This is a genomic window from Microvirga sesbaniae, from assembly GCF_025460805.1.
In the GTDB taxonomy this organism is placed as follows: Bacteria; Pseudomonadota; Alphaproteobacteria; order Rhizobiales; family Beijerinckiaceae; genus Microvirga; species Microvirga sesbaniae.
On the sequence record NZ_JAMXFJ010000056.1, the window covers coordinates 1 to 22,379 of the forward strand.

20 protein-coding genes and 1 pseudogene are annotated in these 22,379 nt (G+C 58.9%); 3 read left to right on the top strand and 18 right to left on the bottom strand.

Features of this window, described 5'->3' with window-relative positions; all coding sequences use genetic code 11:
* From OCW50_RS30540 to OCW50_RS30585, 11 genes are all read right to left on the bottom strand, one after another.
* Window positions 1–1,021 (bottom strand): glycoside hydrolase family 5 protein (locus OCW50_RS30540; protein ID WP_262300202.1); only part of this gene is annotated, 1,021 nt, incomplete at its 3' end.
* 305 nt (window positions 1,022–1,326) lie between these two features.
* A complete protein-coding gene (locus tag OCW50_RS30545; protein WP_262300203.1) occupies window positions 1,327–3,180 on the bottom strand; it encodes a hypothetical protein in 1,854 nt (617 codons plus the stop codon).
* Entirely contained in the window at window positions 3,171–4,241 is a 1,071-nt protein-coding gene (locus OCW50_RS30550; RefSeq protein WP_262300204.1) for a family 8 glycosyl hydrolase, read from the bottom strand. Before OCW50_RS30550 ends, OCW50_RS30545 begins: the two co-directional genes overlap by 10 nt.
* 17 nt (window positions 4,242–4,258) lie before the next feature.
* On the bottom strand, window positions 4,259–6,682 hold the full coding sequence (locus tag OCW50_RS30555; RefSeq protein WP_262300205.1) for a cellulose biosynthesis cyclic di-GMP-binding regulatory protein BcsB: 2,424 nt from the start codon (window positions 6,680–6,682) through the stop codon (window positions 4,259–4,261).
* A 51-nt stretch (window positions 6,683–6,733) separates the two neighbouring features.
* Window positions 6,734–8,902: a UDP-forming cellulose synthase catalytic subunit gene (gene bcsA / locus OCW50_RS30560; protein ID WP_262300206.1), complete on the bottom strand. Its 2,169-nt coding sequence runs from the start codon at window positions 8,900–8,902 to the stop codon at window positions 6,734–6,736.
* 233 nt (window positions 8,903–9,135) lie between these two features.
* Window positions 9,136–10,827, bottom strand: coding sequence for a calcium-binding protein (locus OCW50_RS30565; protein ID WP_262300207.1), 1,692 nt, complete (start codon window positions 10,825–10,827; stop codon window positions 9,136–9,138).
* A gap of 305 nt (window positions 10,828–11,132) precedes the next feature.
* Window positions 11,133–13,955 (bottom strand): Calx-beta domain-containing protein, encoded by a 2,823-nt coding sequence (locus tag OCW50_RS30570; protein ID WP_262300208.1) that lies wholly within the window; start codon window positions 13,953–13,955, stop codon window positions 11,133–11,135.
* A 338-nt stretch (window positions 13,956–14,293) separates the two neighbouring features.
* Window positions 14,294–14,467 (bottom strand): hypothetical protein, encoded by a 174-nt coding sequence (locus OCW50_RS30575; protein WP_262300209.1) that lies wholly within the window; start codon window positions 14,465–14,467, stop codon window positions 14,294–14,296.
* Window positions 14,467–14,808 carry an EcsC family protein gene (locus OCW50_RS33570; RefSeq protein ID WP_373371538.1) on the bottom strand — a complete coding sequence of 114 codons (342 nt, stop codon included), beginning with the start codon at window positions 14,806–14,808 and terminating at the stop codon, window positions 14,467–14,469. The genes OCW50_RS30575 and OCW50_RS33570 overlap by 1 nt, the downstream gene beginning before the upstream one ends.
* Window positions 14,741–14,911, bottom strand: a complete 171-nt coding sequence (locus OCW50_RS30580; RefSeq protein WP_262300210.1) for a hypothetical protein — start codon at window positions 14,909–14,911, stop codon at window positions 14,741–14,743. The genes OCW50_RS33570 and OCW50_RS30580 overlap by 68 nt, the downstream gene beginning before the upstream one ends.
* A 537-nt stretch (window positions 14,912–15,448) precedes the next feature.
* The gene (locus OCW50_RS30585; protein WP_262300211.1) at window positions 15,449–15,694 is read right to left on the bottom strand and encodes a hypothetical protein; all 246 of its coding nucleotides are present in this window, start codon (window positions 15,692–15,694) and stop codon (window positions 15,449–15,451) included.
* A gap of 198 nt (window positions 15,695–15,892) precedes the next feature.
* Here OCW50_RS30585 and OCW50_RS30590 point away from each other — a divergent pair, with 198 nt between their 5' ends.
* Both OCW50_RS30590 and OCW50_RS30595 read left to right on the top strand, forming a co-directional pair.
* The gene (locus OCW50_RS30590; protein WP_262300212.1) at window positions 15,893–16,117 is read left to right on the top strand and encodes a hypothetical protein; all 225 of its coding nucleotides are present in this window, start codon (window positions 15,893–15,895) and stop codon (window positions 16,115–16,117) included.
* 224 nt (window positions 16,118–16,341) lie between these two features.
* Window positions 16,342–16,818, top strand: coding sequence for a hypothetical protein (locus OCW50_RS30595; protein ID WP_262300213.1), 477 nt, complete (start codon window positions 16,342–16,344; stop codon window positions 16,816–16,818).
* A 108-nt stretch (window positions 16,819–16,926) separates the two neighbouring features.
* Here the strand turns inward: OCW50_RS30595 and OCW50_RS30600 are convergent.
* The 5 genes and pseudogenes from OCW50_RS30600 to OCW50_RS30620 all read right to left on the bottom strand — a co-directional run.
* Window positions 16,927–17,184: pseudogene (locus OCW50_RS30600) on the bottom strand (DDE-type integrase/transposase/recombinase); the annotation flags it as partial.
* Window positions 17,185–17,723: 539 nt separating this feature from the next.
* On the bottom strand, window positions 17,724–17,915 hold the full coding sequence (locus OCW50_RS30605) for a hypothetical protein (RefSeq protein WP_262300215.1): 192 nt from the start codon (window positions 17,913–17,915) through the stop codon (window positions 17,724–17,726).
* 151 nt (window positions 17,916–18,066) lie between these two features.
* On the bottom strand, window positions 18,067–18,759 hold the full coding sequence (locus tag OCW50_RS30610; RefSeq protein WP_262300216.1) for a hypothetical protein: 693 nt from the start codon (window positions 18,757–18,759) through the stop codon (window positions 18,067–18,069).
* A gap of 202 nt (window positions 18,760–18,961) precedes the next feature.
* Window positions 18,962–19,177 (bottom strand): hypothetical protein, encoded by a 216-nt coding sequence (locus OCW50_RS30615; RefSeq protein ID WP_262300217.1) that lies wholly within the window; start codon window positions 19,175–19,177, stop codon window positions 18,962–18,964.
* Window positions 19,174–19,509, bottom strand: coding sequence for a hypothetical protein (locus OCW50_RS30620; protein WP_262300218.1), 336 nt, complete (start codon window positions 19,507–19,509; stop codon window positions 19,174–19,176). Before OCW50_RS30620 ends, OCW50_RS30615 begins: the two co-directional genes overlap by 4 nt.
* Before the next feature lie 247 nt (window positions 19,510–19,756).
* Here OCW50_RS30620 and OCW50_RS30625 point away from each other — a divergent pair, with 247 nt between their 5' ends.
* The gene (locus OCW50_RS30625; RefSeq protein WP_262300219.1) at window positions 19,757–21,454 is read left to right on the top strand and encodes a methyl-accepting chemotaxis protein; all 1,698 of its coding nucleotides are present in this window, start codon (window positions 19,757–19,759) and stop codon (window positions 21,452–21,454) included.
* A 136-nt stretch (window positions 21,455–21,590) separates the two neighbouring features.
* On the opposite strand, the gene OCW50_RS30630 is transcribed toward OCW50_RS30625, so the two are convergent.
* Together OCW50_RS30630 and OCW50_RS30635 are read right to left on the bottom strand one after the other, a co-directional pair.
* The gene (locus tag OCW50_RS30630) at window positions 21,591–21,992 is read right to left on the bottom strand and encodes a hypothetical protein (protein ID WP_262300220.1); all 402 of its coding nucleotides are present in this window, start codon (window positions 21,990–21,992) and stop codon (window positions 21,591–21,593) included.
* A 117-nt stretch (window positions 21,993–22,109) separates the two neighbouring features.
* Window positions 22,110–22,379 (bottom strand): DUF7696 family protein (locus OCW50_RS30635; protein ID WP_262300221.1); only part of this gene is annotated, 270 nt, incomplete at its 5' end.

Sequence of the window (22,379 nt, forward strand, 5' to 3'; positions counted from 1 at the left end):
ACATGATCGGCTGGAGTTCGGCGACTTTGTTCTGGTGGACGGACGTCCAGTCGTCCTGCAGGATGCCGCCGGTGTCGCCAGAGTTCGGGTTCCACGACCACCAGGTCCAGTGGACGCCCTGCTGGCCGGCGGCGATGTCGCTCGTGCCATTGGCATCGAGATCACCAGACAGGTAGGCGGTGATCTTATCGAGCCAGGCCAGATCCTTCGGATCGGTGAGCTTGCTGCCGAACTCGCCCAGATAGACCGGGGCGATGTTCTGCTTGTAGATGTAGCCCCACATCTGGTCGAACTTGGAGGGAAGGTTGCTCGGGAACGCCGGGTCGTTGAACCAAGGCTGCCCATAGACCGAGTTGGGGTAATCATGGGCGGAGTAGACCAGCCGCCCGGGGACGTCGAGCACGATCGGCCGGTCCTGCACGCCCATGAGGTTGCCACCCCACCAGTAATACTGGTTGTTGTAGGCCTCGATGCCTTCCACGAAGATCAGCCAGTTCGGGTTGGCGGCCAGCACGGCATTGCCGGCCCGCTCGGCGGCCGCGGCCCAGTCGGTTGCGGCATTGCCGCCCCAGGTCGCCGGTCCATGCGGCTCATTGTGCAGATCGGCGCCGATCACAGTCGGATTGTCGGCATAGTGCTTGGCCAGCATCGTCCAGTTGGCAATCCACTTCTGCTCGGTGTAGGCGCCCTCGTACCAGAGCCCGCCGGCGTTGGCGCCCGCCCCTGCGCTGGAGCGATGGTGATCGAGAATGATCTTCATGCCGATCTGCCCGGCATAGGCTACGATCTTGTCGATGATCTGAAACCCCGTGAGACCGGCCAGATCCGGGTTCCTGCCGAAGTCGATGCCGGTGGGCGTGCTGCCGGCCTCGAACAACTGGTCGGAGAACGGCAGACGGATGGTGTTGAACCCCAGATCCGCCATCTGCTGCATCATGTCCTTGTAGGAGCGGGCATGCAGACCGTCCGGAGCATACCGGTTCGACTCCAGGCCGAACCAGTTCACCCCAGCGATCTTCACAGCGCTCCCAGACCCATCAACAATCTGGTTGCCTCGCGTACTGAGAAATCCTGCGATCACGGCAAGCTCCAAGCGGGTGCAGGGTAGGCGGACTTCGCACGACGATCACGGCCCTTGCGAGGCCATTCAGAGATTCTCAGCGGCGGCCATACCATGAGTATCGCTCTCAGTTCACAGAAGCGATTCAGCGATCCTGCTGAGCCCCGTCACCTGCGCCCAGCCAGTCAGTCGAATGTCTTGACAATCAGGCTTCGTGCCCCGTGATTGAGATGCCCAATCCCGTCGCGTAAGCGAAACTGGAGCGATCAGTCTCCTCTATGGAGAGGGTCAAGCTTAGCGCCCGAATAATAGAGGCCATACTGCGTATCGCGGGTTGATTGTTGTTTGTCGAGTTCGGCAAATTTTTCACGCGCCTTGTCATACTGGTTCAGATGATACAGCGCCCACCCACGTATTACGCCGAGCCCCTGATCCTCGCGAGTGGCGGCGGCCCGCTTGTCCAACGTCGCAAGCGCCTCACGATATTGACCGTTCTTGAACTGCTCGACCGCCGCATTGGCCAATTGGCCCGCCTGCGGCGAGCCGCCTCCGCCGCGCGTAGCAACCCTGCTGCCTTTGGCCGACTTTGCCGACTTTGTCGTGGGCTTGTCGTAGGCTACAAGGGCGCCGACTGAAGCATACTGTTTACCGTAATCTGAGACCGTCTTGCGAAACAGCGCATTGTCGTTCATCCGGTGAGCTGCAAGCGCCAGGCCGAGCGTATTCGTCTCAGTCGCTTCCCAGCCGACCGACGAGGCGAACCATTGACGTGACTTGGGGAAGTTCGTTTTATTATAGTAGTACCACCCGAGAGCTTGGCTGCCGTTCACGGATCTCGTGGCGGAAACGACATCCTCCACCCGCGCCAAGCGCGCCTCCTCAAGAGACGTGGGGTTTGCCTGCGTAATGGCAGTCGCCACGATCTCAACGAAGAGCTTGGCAATCAGCGGGGAAGCATTGCGCCATTCGTACGCGACTGCTTCGGCCTCTGCGATCTGGCCTTGCTGCCGCAGCGCGAGCGCATAGCCTTCTGCCGCTTTTGGCAGCTTATCCCAATCCATGGCGAGTTTGAACCACTCTGCCGCCAACGGCCAGGATTTCAGAGCATAGTATTGCCATCCAAGCAGGGCTGCGTCGTTCGACATCCTCTTCTGCTTGACCAAGGTCTCGAAGATCTTCAGATCCGCTGGTGGCACAGGAGTTGCCGAAGCATCCGACGCGACAGCTCCGATCTGTCGCCGCAAGAGATCCAGCTGCACGGCCTCTAGGACACTCCCATTGTCACTGCGGTGGCGCGCCGCCGTCATAAGGGTTCTGACGGCTTGCACCGGCAGCAACTCCATCGCCTTCTGAACGGTTGCGAGGCGCTCGCTCGGGTTCGGACATTGCGTAAGAATATATCTGTAGAGTTCCTGCGCTTTATCTTCCTGGGTTGTCTGGATGAGAGCTTCGGCCACTCTCCACATGGAATCCACATCAGTGCAGACCAGCATATCAGGCTGAGACTCAGCAATCGCCAGAACGCCGTGGGCGTCTTTTGCGTCAGAAGCCGCGATCAGCTGTGCTCTCACCTGAGCCCTGTCGAATTCCCGTACGAGCTTCTCCGGTGGACGCCAGTTCGGATCTGCGTGCCGGATGTTCTCGACCGCAACCCTGATCTCGTCATAGCGCCCTTCACTGAACAGATCCCATAACTTCTGCTCGACAGCCGGATCGCCAGCCTCGTCGAAAAGATCGGAAGGTGGCTCCCAGGCTGGGTTCAGCACCTTGATGCGCTTGATCTCCATGGCGACGCGCGCGGAGTCATTCTGAGAGGCGTAGAAGCGCAGGGCGCTTTCGTCGACCTTGGCGTTGAGATCGCGAATAGGCCGCGCTGTCGATGAGGCCGTCTGTCGGTCCGCACTCATCAACGGAGGACCACCCGTCGACGCTGGCTTGGTGCCCGCCTTGCTCTGTAAAGGGGCCTTAAGATCAAATGGCGCGCTTTGCGCAGCACCGTCGACTTGGCTCAGGAGCAAACCGGGACGCGGTCCTGAGCTATCGGCTGCATGGGCGGCGGCAGCCATCAGAGCTGTGGTGCTCATGCAGCCGAGGAGAAGGGACATGAATTTCAGAGACATTCCGGGTACCTTTCCTGAAGGGCCACCAATGAAAGAATGTGAAGTGTTGTCGCGTAGTAGGAGTCAGTTTCAACCTTAAGCAGCGGTTCGTTCAGCCTCTGCTTGTGCAGCGCACATTTTGCCGAGGCGATGACTGCCTTGAATCCAATGCCACCAAATGGCTGCTGCGCACTGCCCGAGGAGAGATCGACCTCGAAGGGTCCGAGATTGAGCTCGTTGTTCCAGAGCCCGACGAAGGGACGCAGCAGCTCGGGTTGGTTCAGCTTAGCCCACGTAAGATAGAGGGGGATGCGAATCGCGTTGTAGCTGAACTTCGCGGGAAATGACTCTGCGGGCGCTGGCCGGCCTGAGCCGATGCTGATCCAATCCGCCGGGAGGCGAAGCGGTCCGAATCGACTCTCGCGAAGCAACTTCAATCCGGTCGCCTGAACGTCCGCCCAATCGGTGTCGGAATCGAGCGCCGCGAACCGCTCGAAGGCTGGAAACACCCAATACGACAGATTGAGAATCTGGCCGTCGGGATGATCTTCGGGCGAGAAGCCGATGCGCCCCGGCATCAGGATAGTTCCCACTGGACTCGACGCGATATTCTGCTTGCCGACGGCCCGGACGATGTCGCGAGCCGCTTCGCGATGTTGCAGGCTCCCCCAACGCTCCGCCGCCTCCGCCAAGGCCCAGGCGATCAGAATGTCCCCGTCTGAGGCATTGTTCTTGTCGGTCACTTTCGATGCTGCACTGTCATCCCATTTCCAGGCCGCAAGCCCGCTCGGATCGATATAGAGCTCGCGCTTTGTCCACTGCCAGATTTCCTCGAATGCGGCGCGATCCCCGGCTTTGACGGCGATCAGCATGGCATATCCCTGCCCTTCGCTGTGGCTGATGCGATTGACGTCGTCGATGACGCGACCGGCCCGAACGAACCGTTTCTTATAGGCGCTCCAAGCTGTTTCCAGCCAGTTGGCTGAGAGACCGCCTGTGCCCTGAGCCCTTTCTGATCCCAGGCTCGCCGCGTTCGCACCCAGCGGGAGAACGGCTGCCGCAATCAGCATCGCAAGTGCCATTCCCGTCCGCCGCACCATCATGGCTCTTTTACCCCCGAAGAGCGCAGCGCCCATTGCATGAAAGCCGTCATTACGACAAACAGGCCAAGCAGCACCGCGAGGTAGATCGTAACGTTATGCGCTAGCCAGCCGGCAGCGATCAGACGGAGGTTCTGAAGGCTCAATGATTCGGTCGGCACAAGCAGGATCTGCTCGGACACCCGCGTGCTGATGGATCCGTCCGTGGCATTGTAGACCGCCGCATCGCCGACGAATTGCTGCCAGAGCGACCCGGACAGAATCTCCGCGACGGATTGGGACAGGTGTCTCGGGCTCGGCGACACGAACACAGTCATGGACGTGACATTCGGCAGGAGCCTGGATTGCCAGCTTCCTGCGAGCCCGTCGGTTTTCGCTCCCTGTGCCACGATCAGCGTGCTGGCCTCGGTGAGCGGTAGATCTGCTCGGCGGCCCACGTCGAGAAGACTCGCACGATCAGCTGTTTGGGACGTGAGCTTGGAGATCGCATCCCTCACGGGTTGAACATAGCGGAGAAGCCAGTCGGAGCCGTTGCTGTCAAATACCTTGAGCATTCCGGAGGTCTGCGGCGCCGGTGCCGGCGAGTTTGCATAGGGAAGGCTGCCCGCCTTCTCAGTGCCCGTCGGCGTGCTCGTGCTGTTGAGGGAGAGTGGAACCGAGTTGCCGGCGGAAGCGACCTGAAGCCGCGGCTGTGCGCCGTTTATCGCTGAAATCTGTGATACTGGCTGATGCCAAGCCCGGCGCAGCTTATCGACGTCGAGACCAGACTCCCGCAGGATTGTCTCGGGCATGTCGTCATACGCGCCAAGGGCGAGCACGTGCGGCGTACCGGCCGGCACCACGTCGAAGACAAAGTGCGCCTTGGTCTCGCGGCGTGAGACCCCGGCCATCTTCGCGAGTGCGGTCAAGGCCGTTTCGATGGCCTCATGGCGGGCCTTTGGAACGAACACTGTCAGATCACCTGCCTTGGATAACTGTGACAAGCCACCTGGAATGACAGATGAAATGTTGGGGAGTGCGCCCACGCGCCCCAGGGGCGGGATGGTTACCTGGCCTGTTCCCGAAAGCAGGAAGCGCTCGCGATTATCGACGAGAGCTTCAAAGGAGCACTTTTCGTCCGCGCTGGTGCGCGTCTCTGCCTCGAAGTCAATCGTATTCAGGCCTGGCTTGAATGTGCTGACGGGCAGGAAGAACGACCGCTTGCTGAGAATTTCGCCGGCCGTGTTCCCCATCGGGGCATCTGCGATGGCAGTCCCGTTCACGCGGATGATCATCTTATTCGTCGGCAGAAGTCCTGATGCGTAGACCGCATCGGCCGAGACAGTGACACGGTCGTAGTCGGCGGCCAGAAGATCGGCCGGCATCTGAAGCCTGATGGTCTGCCGGTAGAACCGCCCGCGGAACGGTTCGGTCTCCAGACCAAGATCGGCAAGCGTCATGGTGTCACCACCCTCAGCTTTCCATCCACTTATATTCCTGAGAGCGCGGATGCCAGCGGCCGCACCCTCCGGTACAGCCTGCTGAGCCTGCTGCAATAGGGCGTCCAGCGCAACGTCGACTTCGTCCGGTGTCTCGCCCGTTACTATCAGCGCCACATTGCCCGTCTGGATGTTGTGCTGAATCTGATGGCGGGGTCCAATACCAGGAACTTTCAGGCCAGTCGCACCGACGATATTTGAGGCGGTCCCGACGACGATATCGAGACCACTCTCGTTTTTCGTTTCTGAGACAAGCTCTACTCGCGGGTGGATGAAGTTCCCAAACATGACGGCGGCCTGAACCGCACGAGAGGCTTGGTCGAGGTCGGAAGTATCGCTCGCGCCGAGCTGCCTGACGCGAATTGCGGTTGTACCATCCCGAACTGGATTGACCGCGGCCAGGTCCGCCGGCATCCGGATCTCGCCGGCTGTGCCAGCAAAGACCAGGGCACTCTGCTCAGGCAGCAATTGCGTCCAGAGTTCATAGGTGGAACTGGTCGAGCAGTCGACGCGGTGGGTCTGGCGGATGCTAACCCGGACGGAATTGAAGCCGGCCTGCAGAACACCCACTGGGATGCTGATGTTCAGAACTTCCGGTTGGGTGGAGTTCTGAACAGCCGTTTCACCGACGACAACATCGTTGATCCTGACGATCAACCTGAAGGTTTCCGGCATGACCGATATGGCGTTCCGGTAGGCCAGCTGGATCTTCGCTGTGCGAGCGGCCTCTCCGGCCGTTAGAAAGATGGGAACCTCGCGGCTTGCAGCCTCACCAACAAATCGGCTTTCCTCCCCGACCAACGTAAGCGGCCGTCGCCACTCCGGAGGGGCTGTCGTGAGAGAGGCAAGGCCTCCCACCGCTGGGCTGCGCGGAGCTTCCACGGCTCCGGCGTGAGTTGCAGCAAGCGACGTGAGAAGGATAGCAATGGCCGAGAAACGGCGCATAGGAGACTCCCCGAGATGACGAGAAATGAGACGGTGCAAGCTGTATGGGGTCTATGAGTTCGAGGTCCCGGTCCCTGCGGTGCGGCGGAACAGGGCGAAGCTCATTCCCCGCAACGTGTGACCCAGCGCCCATGCCATGACCTCGATCGTACCCGCCAGTACACTCCTCGTGCGCTGCCGAGCCATGCGAGCGTTCCGCAGCAGCCTCAGATCGCCGAACATCAGAGCGGAAATGGTGCTGTAATGAGCTGCCTGCAGTTCCCCGAAGCTCATCGCCACCAACTGGCTGTTCCGCTCGAAGCGGGTATTGACGATTTTGACGGGAAGAACGGATCCGGCCACCTCCGCCTCGGGGGACGTCACGGCCAGACGGGCCAGGGACTGCATGCGTAGCGAATGGGTTCCAGCGACCCGGATGAGCATACCACCTTGTGACACATCGAGGATCTGGGCGGACAATGCGGCGCCCTCGATGTGAAGCTGGCCGCGTCCCTGCGTCGGAACCCGGTGCGTTCCACGCCGCTCCCGGCGCTCAGACACCACGCCGAGAGCGAGGCCTGCCATGAACAGGTTGAACAGGTTCCAAACGCCGGCGATCATCAGAATGCCGGCCGCCTCGGGCTCGTACTGTAGCCGGTAGACCACAGTGAGAGCGCCTGCGAGCAGTATTGCAAAGATTGCGAAGTAGGGCCAAGCGAGCGTGGAGAGTCGATCCTCGCCAGCAGACTCGCCCTTGGCGGTCACGTTGAAGGTCGGACGGCTCGGGTTTTTTAAGACGCTGAAGATCGCCGGGAGGAGATAGACTGACTGGACATATTCATACAGTTCCGAGACCCACGGCCAGCGAAACCGTCCGTAAGCGTAGCTCTGGAGCAGGATCGCTGCTGCCAGGTAAGCGCAGGTATAGGCGCCGAACTCGCTCACAGTCGCATTGTAGACCTTCAGGTTGAAGAAGATGAATAAGAGAGGCGCGAAGAGAAAAACCATCCGCGGGATCGGGAAGAACCAGAACATGGCGCTTGAGAGGTAGCACGCACGCTGAGCAAGGGTGAGACCACGCTTCAGCATCGGATTCTTCATCAGGAAAATCTGCATCATGCCCGTGCACCAGCGGGTGCGCTGTCCGATGAAGGCGGAGAACGTTTCCGGCTGCAGCCCGGCAATCAGGGGCTTTTCCACGTAGAGGCTATTCCAGCCCGTTGCATGTAGCTCAAGGGCGGTCTCGCAATCCTCTGTGATCGAGGTGCCGGCAAAGCCCCCTGCCTGCTCAAGCGCAGTTCGGCGCAGCAGAGCTGCGGAGCCGCAGAAGAAGGATGCGTTCCACTTGTCGAGCCCTTTCTGGATCATGCCGTAGAACATCTCGTTCTCGGAGGGCATGCGCTCGAAGGTCGAAAGGTTTTTCTCGACAGGATCAGGGTTGATGAAGAAATGCGGCGTCTGCACGAGAAACAGCTTCGGGTCCCGTGCAAAGAAGCCAACGGTCTCAATCAGGAAGTCGCGCGCTGGTGCGTGGTCCGCATCGAAGACAACCACGAGTTCGCCCTTCGAGTGAAGCAAACCATTCGAGAGATTGCCCGCCTTGGCGTGCAGGTTACGCGCGCGTGTCAGATACTGCACGCCAAGATCGCCGCAGAGCTTCTGCAGTTCCTCGCGACGCCTCATTGCCACTTCAGCAACAGTGGCGTCGGGAGATTGAACCTTCTGATCAGTGCCGCCATCATCCAGCAGATAAACTGTCAGCTTGGTCTCCGGATAGATCATTGCTTTGGCGGCCGACAGGGTCAGCGCGAGCAGCGCAGCGTCTTCATTGTAGGAGGGGACGAAGACGTCAACGGTCGGAGCTTCCTCAGCCGACAATCTCGGCGCAGGAGGGCGCCGGATGGGGCGAGAGATGACGAAGAGGCTCAATCCCAGCATCACTACGCAGAACATTTCCGCGCCGTAGATCATGACGCCCGGAACAAAATCGAAAAGGTTGTTCGTATCGGGGATGGTCGCAGTCGTGCGCCAATAAACGTATCGAAGAACCAGGAGAGCGCCCAATGCAAAGAAAAGATGACGCCAGTAGCCCTGGAGGTTCAGAAGCTTGATGCCAAACATAACAGCTAGGCACATGATGGCAATCGACCACTGGGTGTCTGTCCCCACCGGTTGGAGCACCAAAAGCACTGCCATAATCGACGTCAGCAAGTATAATCCGTGTGAAAACAGTCGCAGCACCGCCCCCTCCACATCTTAGTATCTCGCATGTGCGAGATGATCTAAGCTACGCTGGATTCGGGGAATAAAACCATTCCCCATAATGGTTTGAGGGACCGTCAGCGGCGGTACCACCATGGAGGCTTTCGGCAGTGCAGCAGTACTTCTTTTGATTGGGTAGGGCCTGAGATGCTGCCTGAGAGCTCGTGAATATAATCCTTAGAAGGGCGCTGAACGAGCCGAACCCGATCGATTCAGATGATGTAGAAATCTTTAGTGGTGAGGCTCAAGCCTGCCTTGAGCTTGGCGAAAAGAACAGGTTTGTACCCGCCGCCTGCGCCATCGGCGTCGTAGGTCAGATAGCCCTTACTCTTGTTGTAAGTCAGATAGTCATTGGCATCCTGGGACGTGCTGCCGATGTTGAAAAACTCCGGATTGAGGGTCCCGGCTCTGCCTAACTTCTTGAAGACGAGATTGTCGAGGCGAATCGTGTCGTCTTGGACGTTGAAGTCTGAGATCGTATCAACATTGATCTTGGCGCTGAGTGCGCTCTTGAAGATGAAGGTATCTTTGCCCCAACCTCCGGAAAGGGTGTCCTTGCCGGCTCCTCCTTCGAGAGAATCGTTGCCGGCATCGCCGTAAAGCCTGTCGTTGTCATTACCTCCTTGGAGGGTCTCGCTGTGCATACTGCCGTAAAGGGTATCATTCCCGCTCCCGCCGATCAGCTTGTTCTTACCAGTTCCCCCATACAGATGATCGTTGCCTGATCCGCCATTAATGGTGTCATTACCGACGTCGCCGAAAAGCTGGTCGTTGCCGTCGCCGCCCGCGAGAGAATCGTTGCCGGCCCCGCCAAAAAGACTGTCGTAACCGGACGAGCCCAGCAGGACGTCGTTCTCGATATCGCCGTAGAGCGTATCGTTGCCCTCCCCCCCATCGAGGTGGTCACGGCCTATTCCTCCAAAGATCACATCCTGTCCCGTGCCCCCAATGATGGTGTCGTTACCACCATCGCCATAGAGCCGATCATCACCATCAAACCCCTCAATCCAGTTCCCACCCAGGTTCCCTACAATCTCGTTGGGGAGCGCATTGCCAAGCAAATTGATGGAGGACAAGCCTCCGGCAGCTTTCAAAACCTCGACGTGATCGGCTAAGCGATAGGATGCTTCAGCGATGACTGTATCGTATCCCTGCCCATCACTTTCCAACATCACGTCGAGACTGTCATCGACGAAGTAAAGATCGTCGCCGGCGCCACCGATGAGGGTATCAATACCGCCTTTGCCGTCGATCTCATCGTTGCCCGAGGTTGCGACGATCAGATTGCGAACCCAGTTCCCGGTCAAAGCGAGGGCATAGGCTCCGGACGCTGCTCGCAGTTCCTCGATCTCGGCATCAGGCGCCATCGCGAAGTTCGCACTGCTCCATACAACATCATAGCCGCCACCATTGGCTTCGAAGATGCGGTCATCCTTGTGATCGACGATGTAGGTGTCGTTACCGGCGCCCCCGTCCATCGTATCTGCGCCTAGACCTCCATCGAGACGGTCGTTCCCTCCATAACCATCGAGGTAATCGCCTCCCCAAGAGCCTGTGAGCTGGTCATCCCCCGCCATCACCAGAGCTGCCGATACGGTGCCCTGGGAATGAAAGGTCAGAAGGTTATCGTAGACGAATGCGATGCCACCGCTCGAATGGCTGTAGGTCAGCCATGGGAAATCATGAGGGCCGAACAGCACGGAGGAAATTTCGCCATGCGTCGGGGTGACTTCGCGGCCTTGATAATAAACGTCGACAGGCGAGTCGTAGATAGTGACGTGGAAGCTTGCAGTCTCATCCCCTGCCTTCATGCCATATGTTATGGAATTGTCCACGATGGCTGAGAATAGCGCTTGGAGCCGGAGGCCTTCCGGCATGCTGGCGCTAAAGGTAAGGACAGCCATTGACAATTCCCGGGACGGTTGAGGAAACGAATCGATTCAAGGGAAGGAATGAGCGCCTTCCTGTTCGCTCTCAGGTCTATCCCGGCTGACCCGTGATGGGAACCCGAGTCAGAGCTGCAATGAGGACGATTGTGGAGAGTAACCCTGAAGATTGGAAGGGCTCTCCAGTCCGTCATTCTTGTTTAGTGCGCCCTATACATGAGGGTCTACACGGTAGAGCAATACCCGCCAAAAGCCCCGCGGCGGAACTGGCGCCCGAAAAGGGTCAGTACCGCCGGGCCGGGTAAGACACCCAATGATGATGCTTACAGCACCCACTCGAAGGATGCGGTGGATGGGTGGCCGGGAGTGGCCTGGAAGCCGAAGGTCACTTCCTGACCCGGCGCGATGGTGCGGTTCCATCCTGCGTCGTTGAAAAGGTAGGTATCGTCACTGTGGGTCACGATCTTGGCGTTCCAAATGTTGGAGATGTTGACGGGGGTCTTGAGCTTGAGGGTCCAGGCGTCGATGGCCGTCGGACCAGTATTCTTTATGGTGACATTCGCCGTAAACCCGCTCCCCCAGTCATTGGTGATAGTCGTTGTCGCCTTGAGCGCCGACGCCGAAGGAGGCGTCGTGGTCGGAGGTGCTGTCGTCCCACCGTCGTCATTGACGATCGTGGCGGTCGCCGATGCCTTGGCCAGATTCGCTCCCGTCGGGCTGGACAGGGCGAGCTGGAATGTCTCGTTCGACTCCGGGAGCGCGTCGCCGGCAACCTTTACGGTGACGGTCTTTTTCGTCTCCCCAGGGGCAAAGGTCAGCGTTCCTGCAATCGGCGCGAAGTCGCTGTCGGTCGCGGTGTCCGCAACAGTCTTGTAGGTGACAGTCACGGGCGTAGCGGAAGCGGACGAGAGTTCCACAGTGAAGACTGCATTGGTGGTCCCATTCGCCGTCGAGCCTCCGCCGCCGGTGCCGAAATCGAACATGATCGGCTGGAGTTCGGCGACTTTGTTCTGGTGGACGGACGTCCAGTCGTCCTGCAGGATGCCGCCGGTGTCGCCAGAGTTCGGGTTCCACGACCACCAGGTCCAGTGGACGCCCTGCTGGCCGGCGGCGATGTCGCTCGTGCCATTGGCATCGAGATCACCAGACAGGTAGGCGGTGATCTTATCGAGCCAGGCCAGATCCTTCGGATCGGTGAGCTTGCTGCCGAACTCGCCCAGATAGACCGGGGCGATGTTCTGCTTGTAGATGTAGCCCCACATCTGGTCGAACTTGGAGGGAAGGTTGCTCGGGAACGCCGGGTCGTTGAACCAAGGCTGCCCATAGACCGAGTTGGGGTAATCATGGGCGGAGTAGACCAGCCGCCCGGGGACGTCGAGCACGATCGGCCGGTCCTGCACGCCCATGAGGTTGCCACCCCACCAGTAATACTGGTTGTTGTAGGCCTCGATGCCTTCCACGAAGATCAGCCAGTTCGGGTTGGCGGCCAGCACGGCATTGCCGGCCCGCTCGGCGGCCGCGGCCCAGTCGGTTGCGGCATTGCCGCCCCAGGTCGCCGGTCCATGCGGCTCATTGTGCAGATCGGCGCCGATCACAGTCGGATTGTCGGCATAGTGCTTGGCCAGCATCGTCCAGTTGGCAATCCACTTCTGCTCGGTGTAGGCGCCCTCGTACCAGAGCCCGCCGGCGTTGGCGCCCGCCCCTGCGCTGGAGCGATGGTGATCGAGAATGATCTTCATGCCGATCTGCCCGGCATAGGCTACGATCTTGTCGATGATCTGAAACCCCGTGAGACCGGCCAGATCCGGGTTCCTGCCGAAGTCGATGCCGGTGGGCGTGCTGCCGGCCTCGAACAACTGGTCGGAGAACGGCAGACGGATGGTGTTGAACCCCAGATCCGCCATCTGCTGCATCATGTCCTTGTAGGAGCGGGCATGCAGACCGTCCGGAGCATACCGGTTCGACTCCAGGCCGAACCAGTTCACCCCAGCGATCTTCACAGCGCTCCCAGACCCATCAACAATCTGGTTGCCAACTGTATGGAAGAAGCCTTGGCCAATCCCAGTGCCCGTTCCCGGCAGAGTGAAGGGGTTACCCTCCGGAAGCGAAATGTCGGCAACTGTGATGGTCGGAGTGGGAGGTGCCTGATCGTCGTTCAGAATGGTTCCAGTCCCCTGTGTCTTAGCAAGGGTAGCACCGGATGCGCCGGACAGGTTGAAGTTAAAGGTTTCGTTCTGCTCCGAGAGGATGTCGCCGAGGACGGACACCGCGACCGTCTTCGAAGTTTCGCCGGGAGCAAAGGTGAGCGTGCCGGATTTGGGCGTGTAGTCGGCCCCTGCGACGGCCGTTCCATCCCCTGTTGCATAGGAAACCGTGACGGGACCTGCCGATGCTCCGGACAGGCGTATTGTAAACACCGCATTCGCCGTGCCGCTCTGCCCCTCAAGAATGCTGACGTCAGATACAGTCAGGGTCGGCAATGGTGCAGCGGCGTCGTCGTTGGTGATTATCACCGCAGCCTGCCCATCGGCGATGGTTGCCTTTGTCGGAGCGGAAAGGTTCAATTGAAACGCCTCATCCGCCTCGATAATCATGTCTCCGAGCACGGCAACGGCAATGGTTTTGCTGGTCTCACCTGGAGCGAAGGTCAAAGTACCGGACGTGGCCGCATAGTCGACGCCCGCCTGGGCCGTGCCGTCGGCGGTGGCGTAGTTGACAGTGATCACCTCGCTTGACACTTTGGAGAGCGACACGGTGACTAGGGCGTCCTTTGAGCCTATGTTGCCTTCAATCAGGCTGACATCTGCGACGGCAAGCGTCGGGAGGGTAGCACTTCCGCCAACCGGCTGGCCGTTCACAATGTATCCGGTCGGCTGCGGAGCCGAACCGTTGTAGTTGGCTTGGAACCCGAAGGAAGCCGTCCCATTCGGACCGATGGTACCATTCCAGGATGCGTCACGAATGACGTAATGGCTTCCAACATGGCTGACGATCTGACCATTCCAGAGATTGGTGATCTCGAAAGGTGCGTCGAATTCAATGATCCAACCATTGATTGAACTAGAGTTAGGATTACTCAAGGAGATTGAGCCGGTGAGCCCAGTGCTCCAGCTGCTGTCAACTTTAAAATTAAGATTATAATCCATGTCCCCACCGCTTTCCCACAAGTGTTTTTTGAGAAGCCCGAAGTAATATTAGCTTATGGTGTGAAATCTTCCCCAATTAGGGCAATTTAGTGTCTTTTATGCTCATAGTTTGGGCATAATGACTGCGACGACTAATCTAAATATAGGCTTTATCTAGGATCAGGCATAATACTACAGGTTGCATATGGGAAGCAGTATCGTGTTCCCTGTCACATGACAGAAATACTACCAAAATAATGCTATGCCCCTTTTACCCGGCTAAACTATTGCCTGATCTCCTATGTCTAGCCTGGAGACCTGCTGCGACATGCCATCCGTGTGGCGGCTCATCTACGATCTCAGACCTGAGCCGTGCAGTTGTCGCTGGATGTTGGCCCAGCGACCTTCTGGGACACGACTGGCCCGAACCAGGATCCAATCTGGGCCAGCAGGCGTACCATGGCGGAGGCGCTCTCGCCCACGATCCCGCGCCCGGCTATCTGCTGCAGGGCACGGGTGACGGACTTCGCCATTAAGTCGCCCCAGCTTCACGCGCGGTGCTCGAGCCGGTGTATCCGCCTAGGGCGAAGACCCGGATGCAGGCCAGTGCCGTCTCGGGATCCTCGAGATCCTCACCCCCACTCTGGGCGATCCGAGCGATCGACCGCAGCATGATTGTCGTGGAGATCGGGAGCTCGACGAGAATGGGCGATACGCGCAGCACCCCACCTATGGCACCCGACAGGATCGCAAGGGCCTTGTGGGCGCAGGCCTCTGGTTCCCTGCCCTCCCTCCGTCGGGATGGTCTAGAGCGCAAAGCGTAGCGCCCAGGTGAGCGCCGCCTGCATGGCTTTCGAGATGATGTCGGATGCAATCGGGGGAAGAGCCTGCCCAAGCAGCTCAATCGGCCGTCCGGCCAGGGTCAACAGCCGGCCAACGTAACTTGGACCCTCCAGTGCGCCGTCAGCCTGTCTCAAGGCCGTGCCTTCTGGTCTCTGAGGACCGGCTCCGCAGTGCATCCCATCAGACGTCGAACAACACGTCCCGGCCGCTTCGATGCCAACTTACTGAGGACGTGCCAGGCCCCGCACACGCAAGATAAGTGAGGCGCCGCTCCATCTCCGCCCCTCGCCTCCCCCGGCAGCGCCGCGCTTTACGGCACCTGACCAGACGTCGCTGCCGGCTGTTCACCTTCGTGAGCGGATCGGGCTTGTCGCATTTCAATAGGGCTCGTCCGCCGTTCGCGGCCTCGGCATGGTTTGGATCATGCTGCGTGGTGAGGCAACTCCAGGGAGACGCTGCGTGCGGTGTCGCACCGCCGGCCGGTGCCCACCGCGATATCCAGCACCTGCACAGCTAGGCCGGAGGAGACCATGATCGACGATAGCGAGAGGTTTTCGCGAGCAGCGGCCATCACGGCCGTTCTCACGCTGTGCTGCACCATCGGTGTTCTCTACCTGCCGTTCTTTCTGCCGTAAGTGTCCGGCAGGGGGACTTCTGCTCGGCCCCCTGCGCTAGCCGGTCGGCATCGTGACCGTCACGTCCGGTCGACTCATCCGGCGCTGCAGGTCGTCACAGTCCCGTGCCTGAAGTCCCCGGAGAGGCTCGAAGCCTGGGCCTTCCTGGCCATCGATGACATGGACGACGAGACCGTCGGTTTCCCTTGCCACTGTGGCGATCGTGACGAGCCCGGTTGGCGTCTCCCGCTCGATCCGGCCACCCAGAAGATTGTCGCATTGCAGACGCAGCATGGTCTCCATCAGGACCTCCTCGAAGCGTGCTCAGCTTCTATAAACGGGTCCGAAACCGTCACGGGTCCTGGACGGATGACAAGAGACTCTCGAAGCCGCGTATCGGCGGATTTCCCCACATTCCACAGCGTTAGAACAAAGTAAGAACATTTCTGTGGTGGCTCATGGCACGAGGCCGTACCATCGCGGCTTCCAAAGGAGATGCCGATGACTGAGCAGGAAAGGGCACAACGTGCCATTGATCCGATCGAAGCGGATGTGACCGCCGTGATCGAGGCCTGCGGCGGTGATGCAAGGACTGCCATCAGAGTCCTCCTCGTCGAGCAACTCATCCAGGAAGAACGGATCGAACGGTTGGCCGCAGCCCTCTCATTCGGTTACGTCCGGGGACGGATTGGCGTTACGGCCGAGCAGTTCACTGCCAAGCGCTGATACCCTGCCGTCGCAATGAGTTGATTGCTGCCCGTTGGATCAGATTGGAAAGAACGGGACAGCGGCATTGCTCAGCGGGCGATTCCGAAAGGGATTCGTCGAATGAATACCCCAAGCCCCGTTGGGAGCGCTCATATCGGTTTGGACGAACAACGCCCGGAGCATTCTTAGGGTCTCGGAAGTGCAGGCGATGAAATGTGGCTTACGCCCGAAAGACCAGGCCAATGAACGTGCAGACTCGTTTGGAAGCCAATGCAATCCTCGATCGCCTCGTCGCAGATGGTTCAACCTTCTCCCGAAATGACGCCCGCCGCTTGATCGAGTTGATCCCCGTCGCTCCCCGTTTGCGGTTTGCGTTCAAGGGCATATTCAAAGGACCAGGCTCCAGCATCAGGGGCCATGCGCCTGGTCATGGCGACGTTGAGTTGAAGGGAGAATCCAAGGAGAAGACGATCACGCTCAACGTGCCAGCCTCGCACAGGATCGGCGGGTATGTGGTGATGCACACACCTGGCTCAATTTACATCGAGTTGATGTGGGCCGAAACCAAGATGGATCAATCAGGATTGAGCTGCTTGCTCGATTATGATCGAGCCAGCAAAGAGCCGGATACTATGCGGATAGCCGCCCAGAAGTCGCTGTCGGTGCTCTTTCTCACCTTCAACTACATCTCTTACGTGTCTTGGAAGCAGCCTGCATAGGATTGAGGCATAGCCCTTGGGGACAGCAACATCTGGTTGCCGCTCTGAAGTAGGGGTTCCGTTGCAAACCCTAACGTAGGTCAAGCGAACGCCGGATGAGGGCTCAGGTTAGGCAGCAGCGCGGAAGAGAGCCGCCATGAAATCACTCTGAGCCTTCATGTCTTTTGCTGGTGCGATTGCCACCTGTCCGTCGCGGATCATTGCCATGACCTCGTAGCCCGCAATCATCCGTGAGGCCGTCGTGAGGCTCTTGAAGCCCAGCCCAGGACGCACCAGCCGTTTGATGCGCCGGTGATCCTGCTCGACGATGTTGTTCAGAAATTTCACCTGCCGGAGTTTGGCAAACCGCCAGAGTTCACCGGAACGGAGATCTGATAACGACGTTTGTGAAGCGTGCCGATGCACGCTCGGTCTCGAGCGGGATGAAATGTCAGCGCATCAGGTGAAATCGGGGACTGAGCGTATGCTCGGCAGTCTGCGAGGCGCAGAATAACGCCTTGGCAGAGGTGCTGTCTTGGAAACCTCGACCAAAGCGTTCGTGGTCCAAGGGAATGACACCACTCTGGGGAGATAGGCAGCGAGAGGATTTCCGTCAACGCTGCCCAAACGAAAACGCCCTGACAGAGGTAGCCGTGCGGAGCTCACTGTCAGGGCGAATTGTTGTGATGCCGGTTGCAACACCACGGCAAGATAATACGCCAAGTGCCTCGTCGGTTCAACATCAGGCTGTGCATAAGCAGAATTGCCCCGGCAGGAGGCTGAGCACCAGACCTCCCACCAGGGCGCTTGCGATGTGTTCCGGCATCGCAAGATCTATGTAGACACAGCTTCTCCGTGCCGATGTGTGGCGACACACACGATCAGTCGCGAGCGAGATCATTGGAAAAGACAATTCAGCCAAACCCCTAATCGGTTCGGCTTCTGTCGACACCAATGTCGCGCAGAATATGAGGACTCACATCCCGTTTCAGCGACTCGACAAAATCGAAGGTCAGTACGGGCCGTTTGTGATCGTTCGCAGGCTTGCGCGGAACGCGAATGAACTCAAAGCGGAATGCGAACCCTACCAAGGGCAGAGGGAAGACGGTCGGTTTCATGGGAGCCACCAGCAGCATGAGTTGGGACGAGGAGAGAGGCGCGTTCGTACGTGCAAAGTCGCATAGACATGTAACGCCTCCTCTGGCTGTGGCTGTGAACCGGGCGGAAGATCCGCGGGGCAGCTTCAATACCAGAATTCGTCTGTCGATTCTACCCCTGAGAGGCACAATTGTTGATTTCGCCTGCGTGATTACTGCAGTGCGATGGATTCAAGCGGTAGTAGGTGGATATCGATGTGCTGTTTGTGGGCACGATCAGTCCGTGTCCCTTCAGTTCATACATCGTGCTTATGCCGATGCCGCGAACCGTCCGGCCAGAGGCGGTCTTGAGGTGCGCTTTGAATTGCTCCCGCCTGGTGTAGCTGCTCATTTCGAGCGCATAGCGGAACTCCCCGACCTCTTTGAGCACCTCAAGGGCTTTCCTGGCCATCGATGAGAGAGCGGGAAGGTCGGCCATGTTCACCTCTTTCTTATGTGGGGATGCAAAGAGCGAGCAGCGGATGCGCCAGAGCTTGGTTGCCTGGCAGGCGTGACCGGCCTGACCGAACAGGTCCTGCAGACCGGTTGCACTCGTCAAGATGGAGAGGAGGTGCGGGTTCTCGGCGATGTACTCGTCCCATAACACTGAGTAGAGCGCCCTCACCTCCTCGGCGTTGACAACTCGCTTGCCTTTGGCTTCGCGCCAGGTGAGGCCTGTCGAGCCGTCTTCGAACCGTTTTGCGGCCTGATAGATCTCTTCAATGGACCTGTTCCCAAGGCCCTTGATCCGGGCCGCAAAGGCACTGAAGCGGCGATCTCCGCGGCTGGAGCACTCGAGGAAAGGGGCCGTGCCATGCTGAAGCATCTTTTGGGGATCCTTGACTGATTTTGCCAGTCAAAGAATCCAGAATTCGGTCCTTACTCGGCATCTGCCCTTTGAGGCGTCGGAACCTTGTTGTGCCGGTTTGCCCACGCCAGTTTGACGGGGTCGCGCCATTCGAGTTTCGCGTCCGGCCGATCTATGCGGCGGCAGACGATAGCAACACCCTCGAGGATTGCGGTCGCGATTACAGTCCGGGAGGAGCGGCACGGATAATGACATCTCGGTCGCGCACGCCAGGACTACCCAATCCGCCCTCGTGCGCCCAAACCTCCTTGCCGATCCACTCGTCGGGAGCCATCCACCACCCGCGCTGGAAGAGGATTGTCCCATCGCTCCGGACACGCCGAAGGCCGCCAAGCAGGTAGCCGTCGCGCGCCTTGAAGTCGTGGGCACGGGTCATGACTGGATCGTCACAACTCCAGTCTCAGTGCGGTACTCGTCGCGATCGTCAGCCGGGAATTCGAACCCAAACAGCTTGTTGTGGTTCGTCTTCAGCGTTTCGTCCGTGACATTGAAGTTCAGAACCTTCTCGAAATCGCTGCGGTTCTTATGCAGTCCGGCGACCTTCATCACGCAATCCGGGATCTCGGAGTAGTAGGATTTCGCCGACTTGAACCAGCTTGGAGCGTCTTTGCCGGCGGCTTCACGGATGACGCCATCGGCAATCCTGAAGCTCCGGAGGCGCTGAGCGGCAACGATGATATTCAGCGTGTCGTAGTTGAGCCTGCGCATGTGCAATCCTTTCTGGGGAAATGAATGGAATAGTTCATGTCTAAACATGAATGGCGTGTTTAGAATCTCAGACCCAAAACGGCGCAGTTTAAGATAAGGGGAAGTGCGTAGAGAAATTATTCAGCTAAGATTTAGTCGTAAGCTTAATGTCTTCTTCACGACTATGACGAATTTTTGTCGCGCCCGATTCATGCGCGTCAGGGGGCGTGCGCTTCTCGCGGCGATGCGAGCGGGTCAACGAAAGACGATGAGACTCCTCAACAATCTGAAGATCCTCACGAAGATCGCCATCCCGGTCGCGGTCTTTGTTGCAATTGCTATCGGTCTAATTGTAATGGCCGTGTCAGGCCTCGACGACATGGCTGCGGGCACCCAGCGCCTCGTCGACAGCGACGCAAAGCGACTGAGCCTGGTTCAGAGCGTCAATACGCAGATCAATGAGGCGTCGATTCAGGAAAAAAGCATGATCCTGACGCCCAAGAATCTTGCAGAGCGCGTCAAGAGCGTCGAGAACGCTTTCAAGACCGCAACGAAGAAGGCGTCGGACGACCTAAACCAGATTGTGGATCTTTCGAGCTCCGCCGAATTCAGAAAGCTCAACGAGAATCTGCGGGACGCAACTCTCAACTACTTCAAAATGTTGGAGCAGAGCCTCGCCGCCTCCATGGCCGGCAACGACGACAAGGCAAAAGAAATTACGAATGGGTCAGCGCGTGACCTCCGTCGTACCCTTAGGGATCAGATAACGACAAGCATCGACGGTATTGCTCTCGAACTGAACCAGGCCAAGGACAAGGCGCACACAGATGCACTGGGCACCAGATGGGTGCTGATCGGTTCTGCAACGGGAGGCATTGCCGTTGCCATCGGCCTGATCTGTTCGATTGTCCTCTTGGGCGTAGCCCGTCCGCTGGGGTCAATGACAGGAGCGATGGGCCGCTTGGCCAAAGGTGAGCTTGATATTCCTGTGACTGGCACTGAGCGCAAAGACGAGGTTGGAGCGCTTGCCCGCTCGCTGCAGGTCTTCAAGGACAACGCCATCGAGGCGCGCCGCCTGGCGGCGGAGCAGGCGGCTGAGGATGAGGCCAAGATGCGCCGCGCCCAGATCCTCGATCAGTTGACCAAGGACTTCGAGCGCAATGTCTCGGCCATGACCCAGGGGCTCGCCTCGGCCGCGACCGAAATGGAAGCGACCGCCCAGACCATGACGTCCATCGCGGACCAGACCAACGACCAGACGGTCAGCGCTGCCTCGGCGGCCGAGCAGACCTCGGCCAACGTGCAGACGGTCGCAGCCGCTACGGAGGAACTGTCGATCTCGATCCGGGAAATCGCCTCGCAGGTGACCCAGTCTTCCCGGATTGCCGAACGTGCCGTGCAGGACGCCCAGCGCACCGATACGATCGTTCAGCAGCTTGCCTCCACGGCGGAGAAGATTGGCAATGTTATTGCTCTGATCAACTCGGTGGCAGGACAGACCAACCTGCTGGCGCTCAATGCCACCATTGAGGCAGCCCGTGCCGGTGAAGCCGGTAAGGGCTTTGCGGTTGTGGCTTCCGAGGTGAAGGAGCTTGCCAACCAGACTGCTAAAGCCACGGACGAGATCTCACAGCAGATCGCGTCGGTGCAGCAGGCGACCCGCGAGGCTGTCCAGGCTATCCAGACGATCACCCAGACCATTGGGGAGATGTCTCAGATCTCGACTTCGATTGCGGCTGCCATGGAGGAGCAGGGCGCGGCCACGGGTGAGATTGCCCGTAACGTCCAGGAGGCCGCCCGTGGGACCGAGCATGTGACTGGGAACATCGGCGACGTGCGCCGGGGTGCCGGCGAGACGGGGGCCGCAGCTTCTCAGGTCTTGAGTGCCGCTCAAGAACTGGCTCGCCACTCCAACAGCCTCGGCGACGAAGTCGGCCAGTTCCTCCGGGGCGTGAAGGCAGCTTAAGGCAAGCTTTCGGAGCTATATCGCGGATACCGGTAAACTGAGGTTCGCCGGGCGGCTTGCCTCGCTGCGAGCTGAAAACGGAGGGCGCCCCGACTGGGTAGGGGCGCCTTTCTTTTTTACGCCGGACGAACCCTCGCTAGGCTGGGCTGAGAGCAACCACCCCGAAGGTGACCCCACCCAAAGATTTCGGCGTTCCGTTGAGCGGCGGGTAGACCAGGTGTCCGGTGCCATAGCAGACATCGTATGTATCGACCCCTTCGGCGCCGTAGCACTCACGGGAGATCCGGATCGTATAGCGAGGACAACCTTCGTGAACGATCGCCCTAGTGGCGACCTCTTTCCCCTCAATGATATCTACCCTGTTCGAGGCGGTGATCCGGGTATCCATCCCATAGACACGTCCATCATTAAGCAGCGTCGCAAGATTGAAGGAGCGAACGGTGGCCCTGACCTGGATCAGGTTTCCGAAGATATCCTGCTTCGGTTTGGCGTACTCCGCGATGAGTTCCGGCGTCGAGTAAACGGAGACTGCGCTCATGATTGTCCCTTAGGGACTTGGTTTCAGCCGATGGCCACGACCGACCCTACCCCAGATGGTTCTCCTATTTCTTCGCGGGAGTTGTTTGGCCGGCGCTGTCGTTGATTTTTCCGTGGGCTAGGGTTTATTGGCGCGTGCATCCAATAATTGCTGCATGAGCGACTTCAAATCCTCAGCTGCCTTTCCTCCCCGAAGGAAAATGATTCCGCGCTCGATGGTTTTTCCGTTCTCATCCTTCGTGCCTTTTAAAAAGGCATCGCGTTCTGCCTTCGACATCTTCAGGACTGCGCGAGCTTCGCACTCGCGCTGCCACTCCTCGGACCACGTGTTGACCGGTTGTCTAGTGATTTCCGAGATAGCGGTTGTGTCGCGGGAATAGGCTATTTC

Bases quoted from the DNA above. Each gene is read 5' to 3' on its own strand.
- OCW50_RS30545 (WP_262300203.1), bottom strand. From the start codon at position 3,180: ATGTCTCTGAAATTCATGTCCCTTCTCCTCGGCTGCATGAGCACCACA.
- OCW50_RS30550 (WP_262300204.1), bottom strand. From the start codon at position 4,241: ATGGCACTTGCGATGCTGATTGCGGCAGCCGTTCTCCCGCTGGGTGCG.
- OCW50_RS30555 (WP_262300205.1), bottom strand. From the start codon at position 6,682: ATGCGCCGTTTCTCGGCCATTGCTATCCTTCTCACGTCGCTTGCTGCA.
- OCW50_RS30565 (WP_262300207.1), bottom strand. From the start codon at position 10,827: ATGGCTGTCCTTACCTTTAGCGCCAGCATGCCGGAAGGCCTCCGGCTC.
- OCW50_RS30570 (WP_262300208.1), bottom strand. From the start codon at position 13,955: ATGGATTATAATCTTAATTTTAAAGTTGACAGCAGCTGGAGCACTGGG.
- OCW50_RS30575 (WP_262300209.1), bottom strand. From the start codon at position 14,467: ATGGCGAAGTCCGTCACCCGTGCCCTGCAGCAGATAGCCGGGCGCGGG.
- OCW50_RS30585 (WP_262300211.1), bottom strand. From the start codon at position 15,694: ATGGAGACCATGCTGCGTCTGCAATGCGACAATCTTCTGGGTGGCCGG.
- OCW50_RS30590 (WP_262300212.1), top strand. From the start codon at position 15,893: ATGACTGAGCAGGAAAGGGCACAACGTGCCATTGATCCGATCGAAGCG.
- OCW50_RS30595 (WP_262300213.1), top strand. From the start codon at position 16,342: ATGAACGTGCAGACTCGTTTGGAAGCCAATGCAATCCTCGATCGCCTC.
- OCW50_RS30605 (WP_262300215.1), bottom strand. From the start codon at position 17,915: ATGAAACCGACCGTCTTCCCTCTGCCCTTGGTAGGGTTCGCATTCCGC.
- OCW50_RS30610 (WP_262300216.1), bottom strand. From the start codon at position 18,759: ATGCTTCAGCATGGCACGGCCCCTTTCCTCGAGTGCTCCAGCCGCGGA.
- OCW50_RS30615 (WP_262300217.1), bottom strand. From the start codon at position 19,177: ATGACCCGTGCCCACGACTTCAAGGCGCGCGACGGCTACCTGCTTGGC.
- OCW50_RS30620 (WP_262300218.1), bottom strand. From the start codon at position 19,509: ATGCGCAGGCTCAACTACGACACGCTGAATATCATCGTTGCCGCTCAG.
- OCW50_RS30625 (WP_262300219.1), top strand. From the start codon at position 19,757: ATGAGACTCCTCAACAATCTGAAGATCCTCACGAAGATCGCCATCCCG.
- OCW50_RS30630 (WP_262300220.1), bottom strand. From the start codon at position 21,992: ATGAGCGCAGTCTCCGTTTACTCGACGCCGGAACTCATCGCGGAGTAC.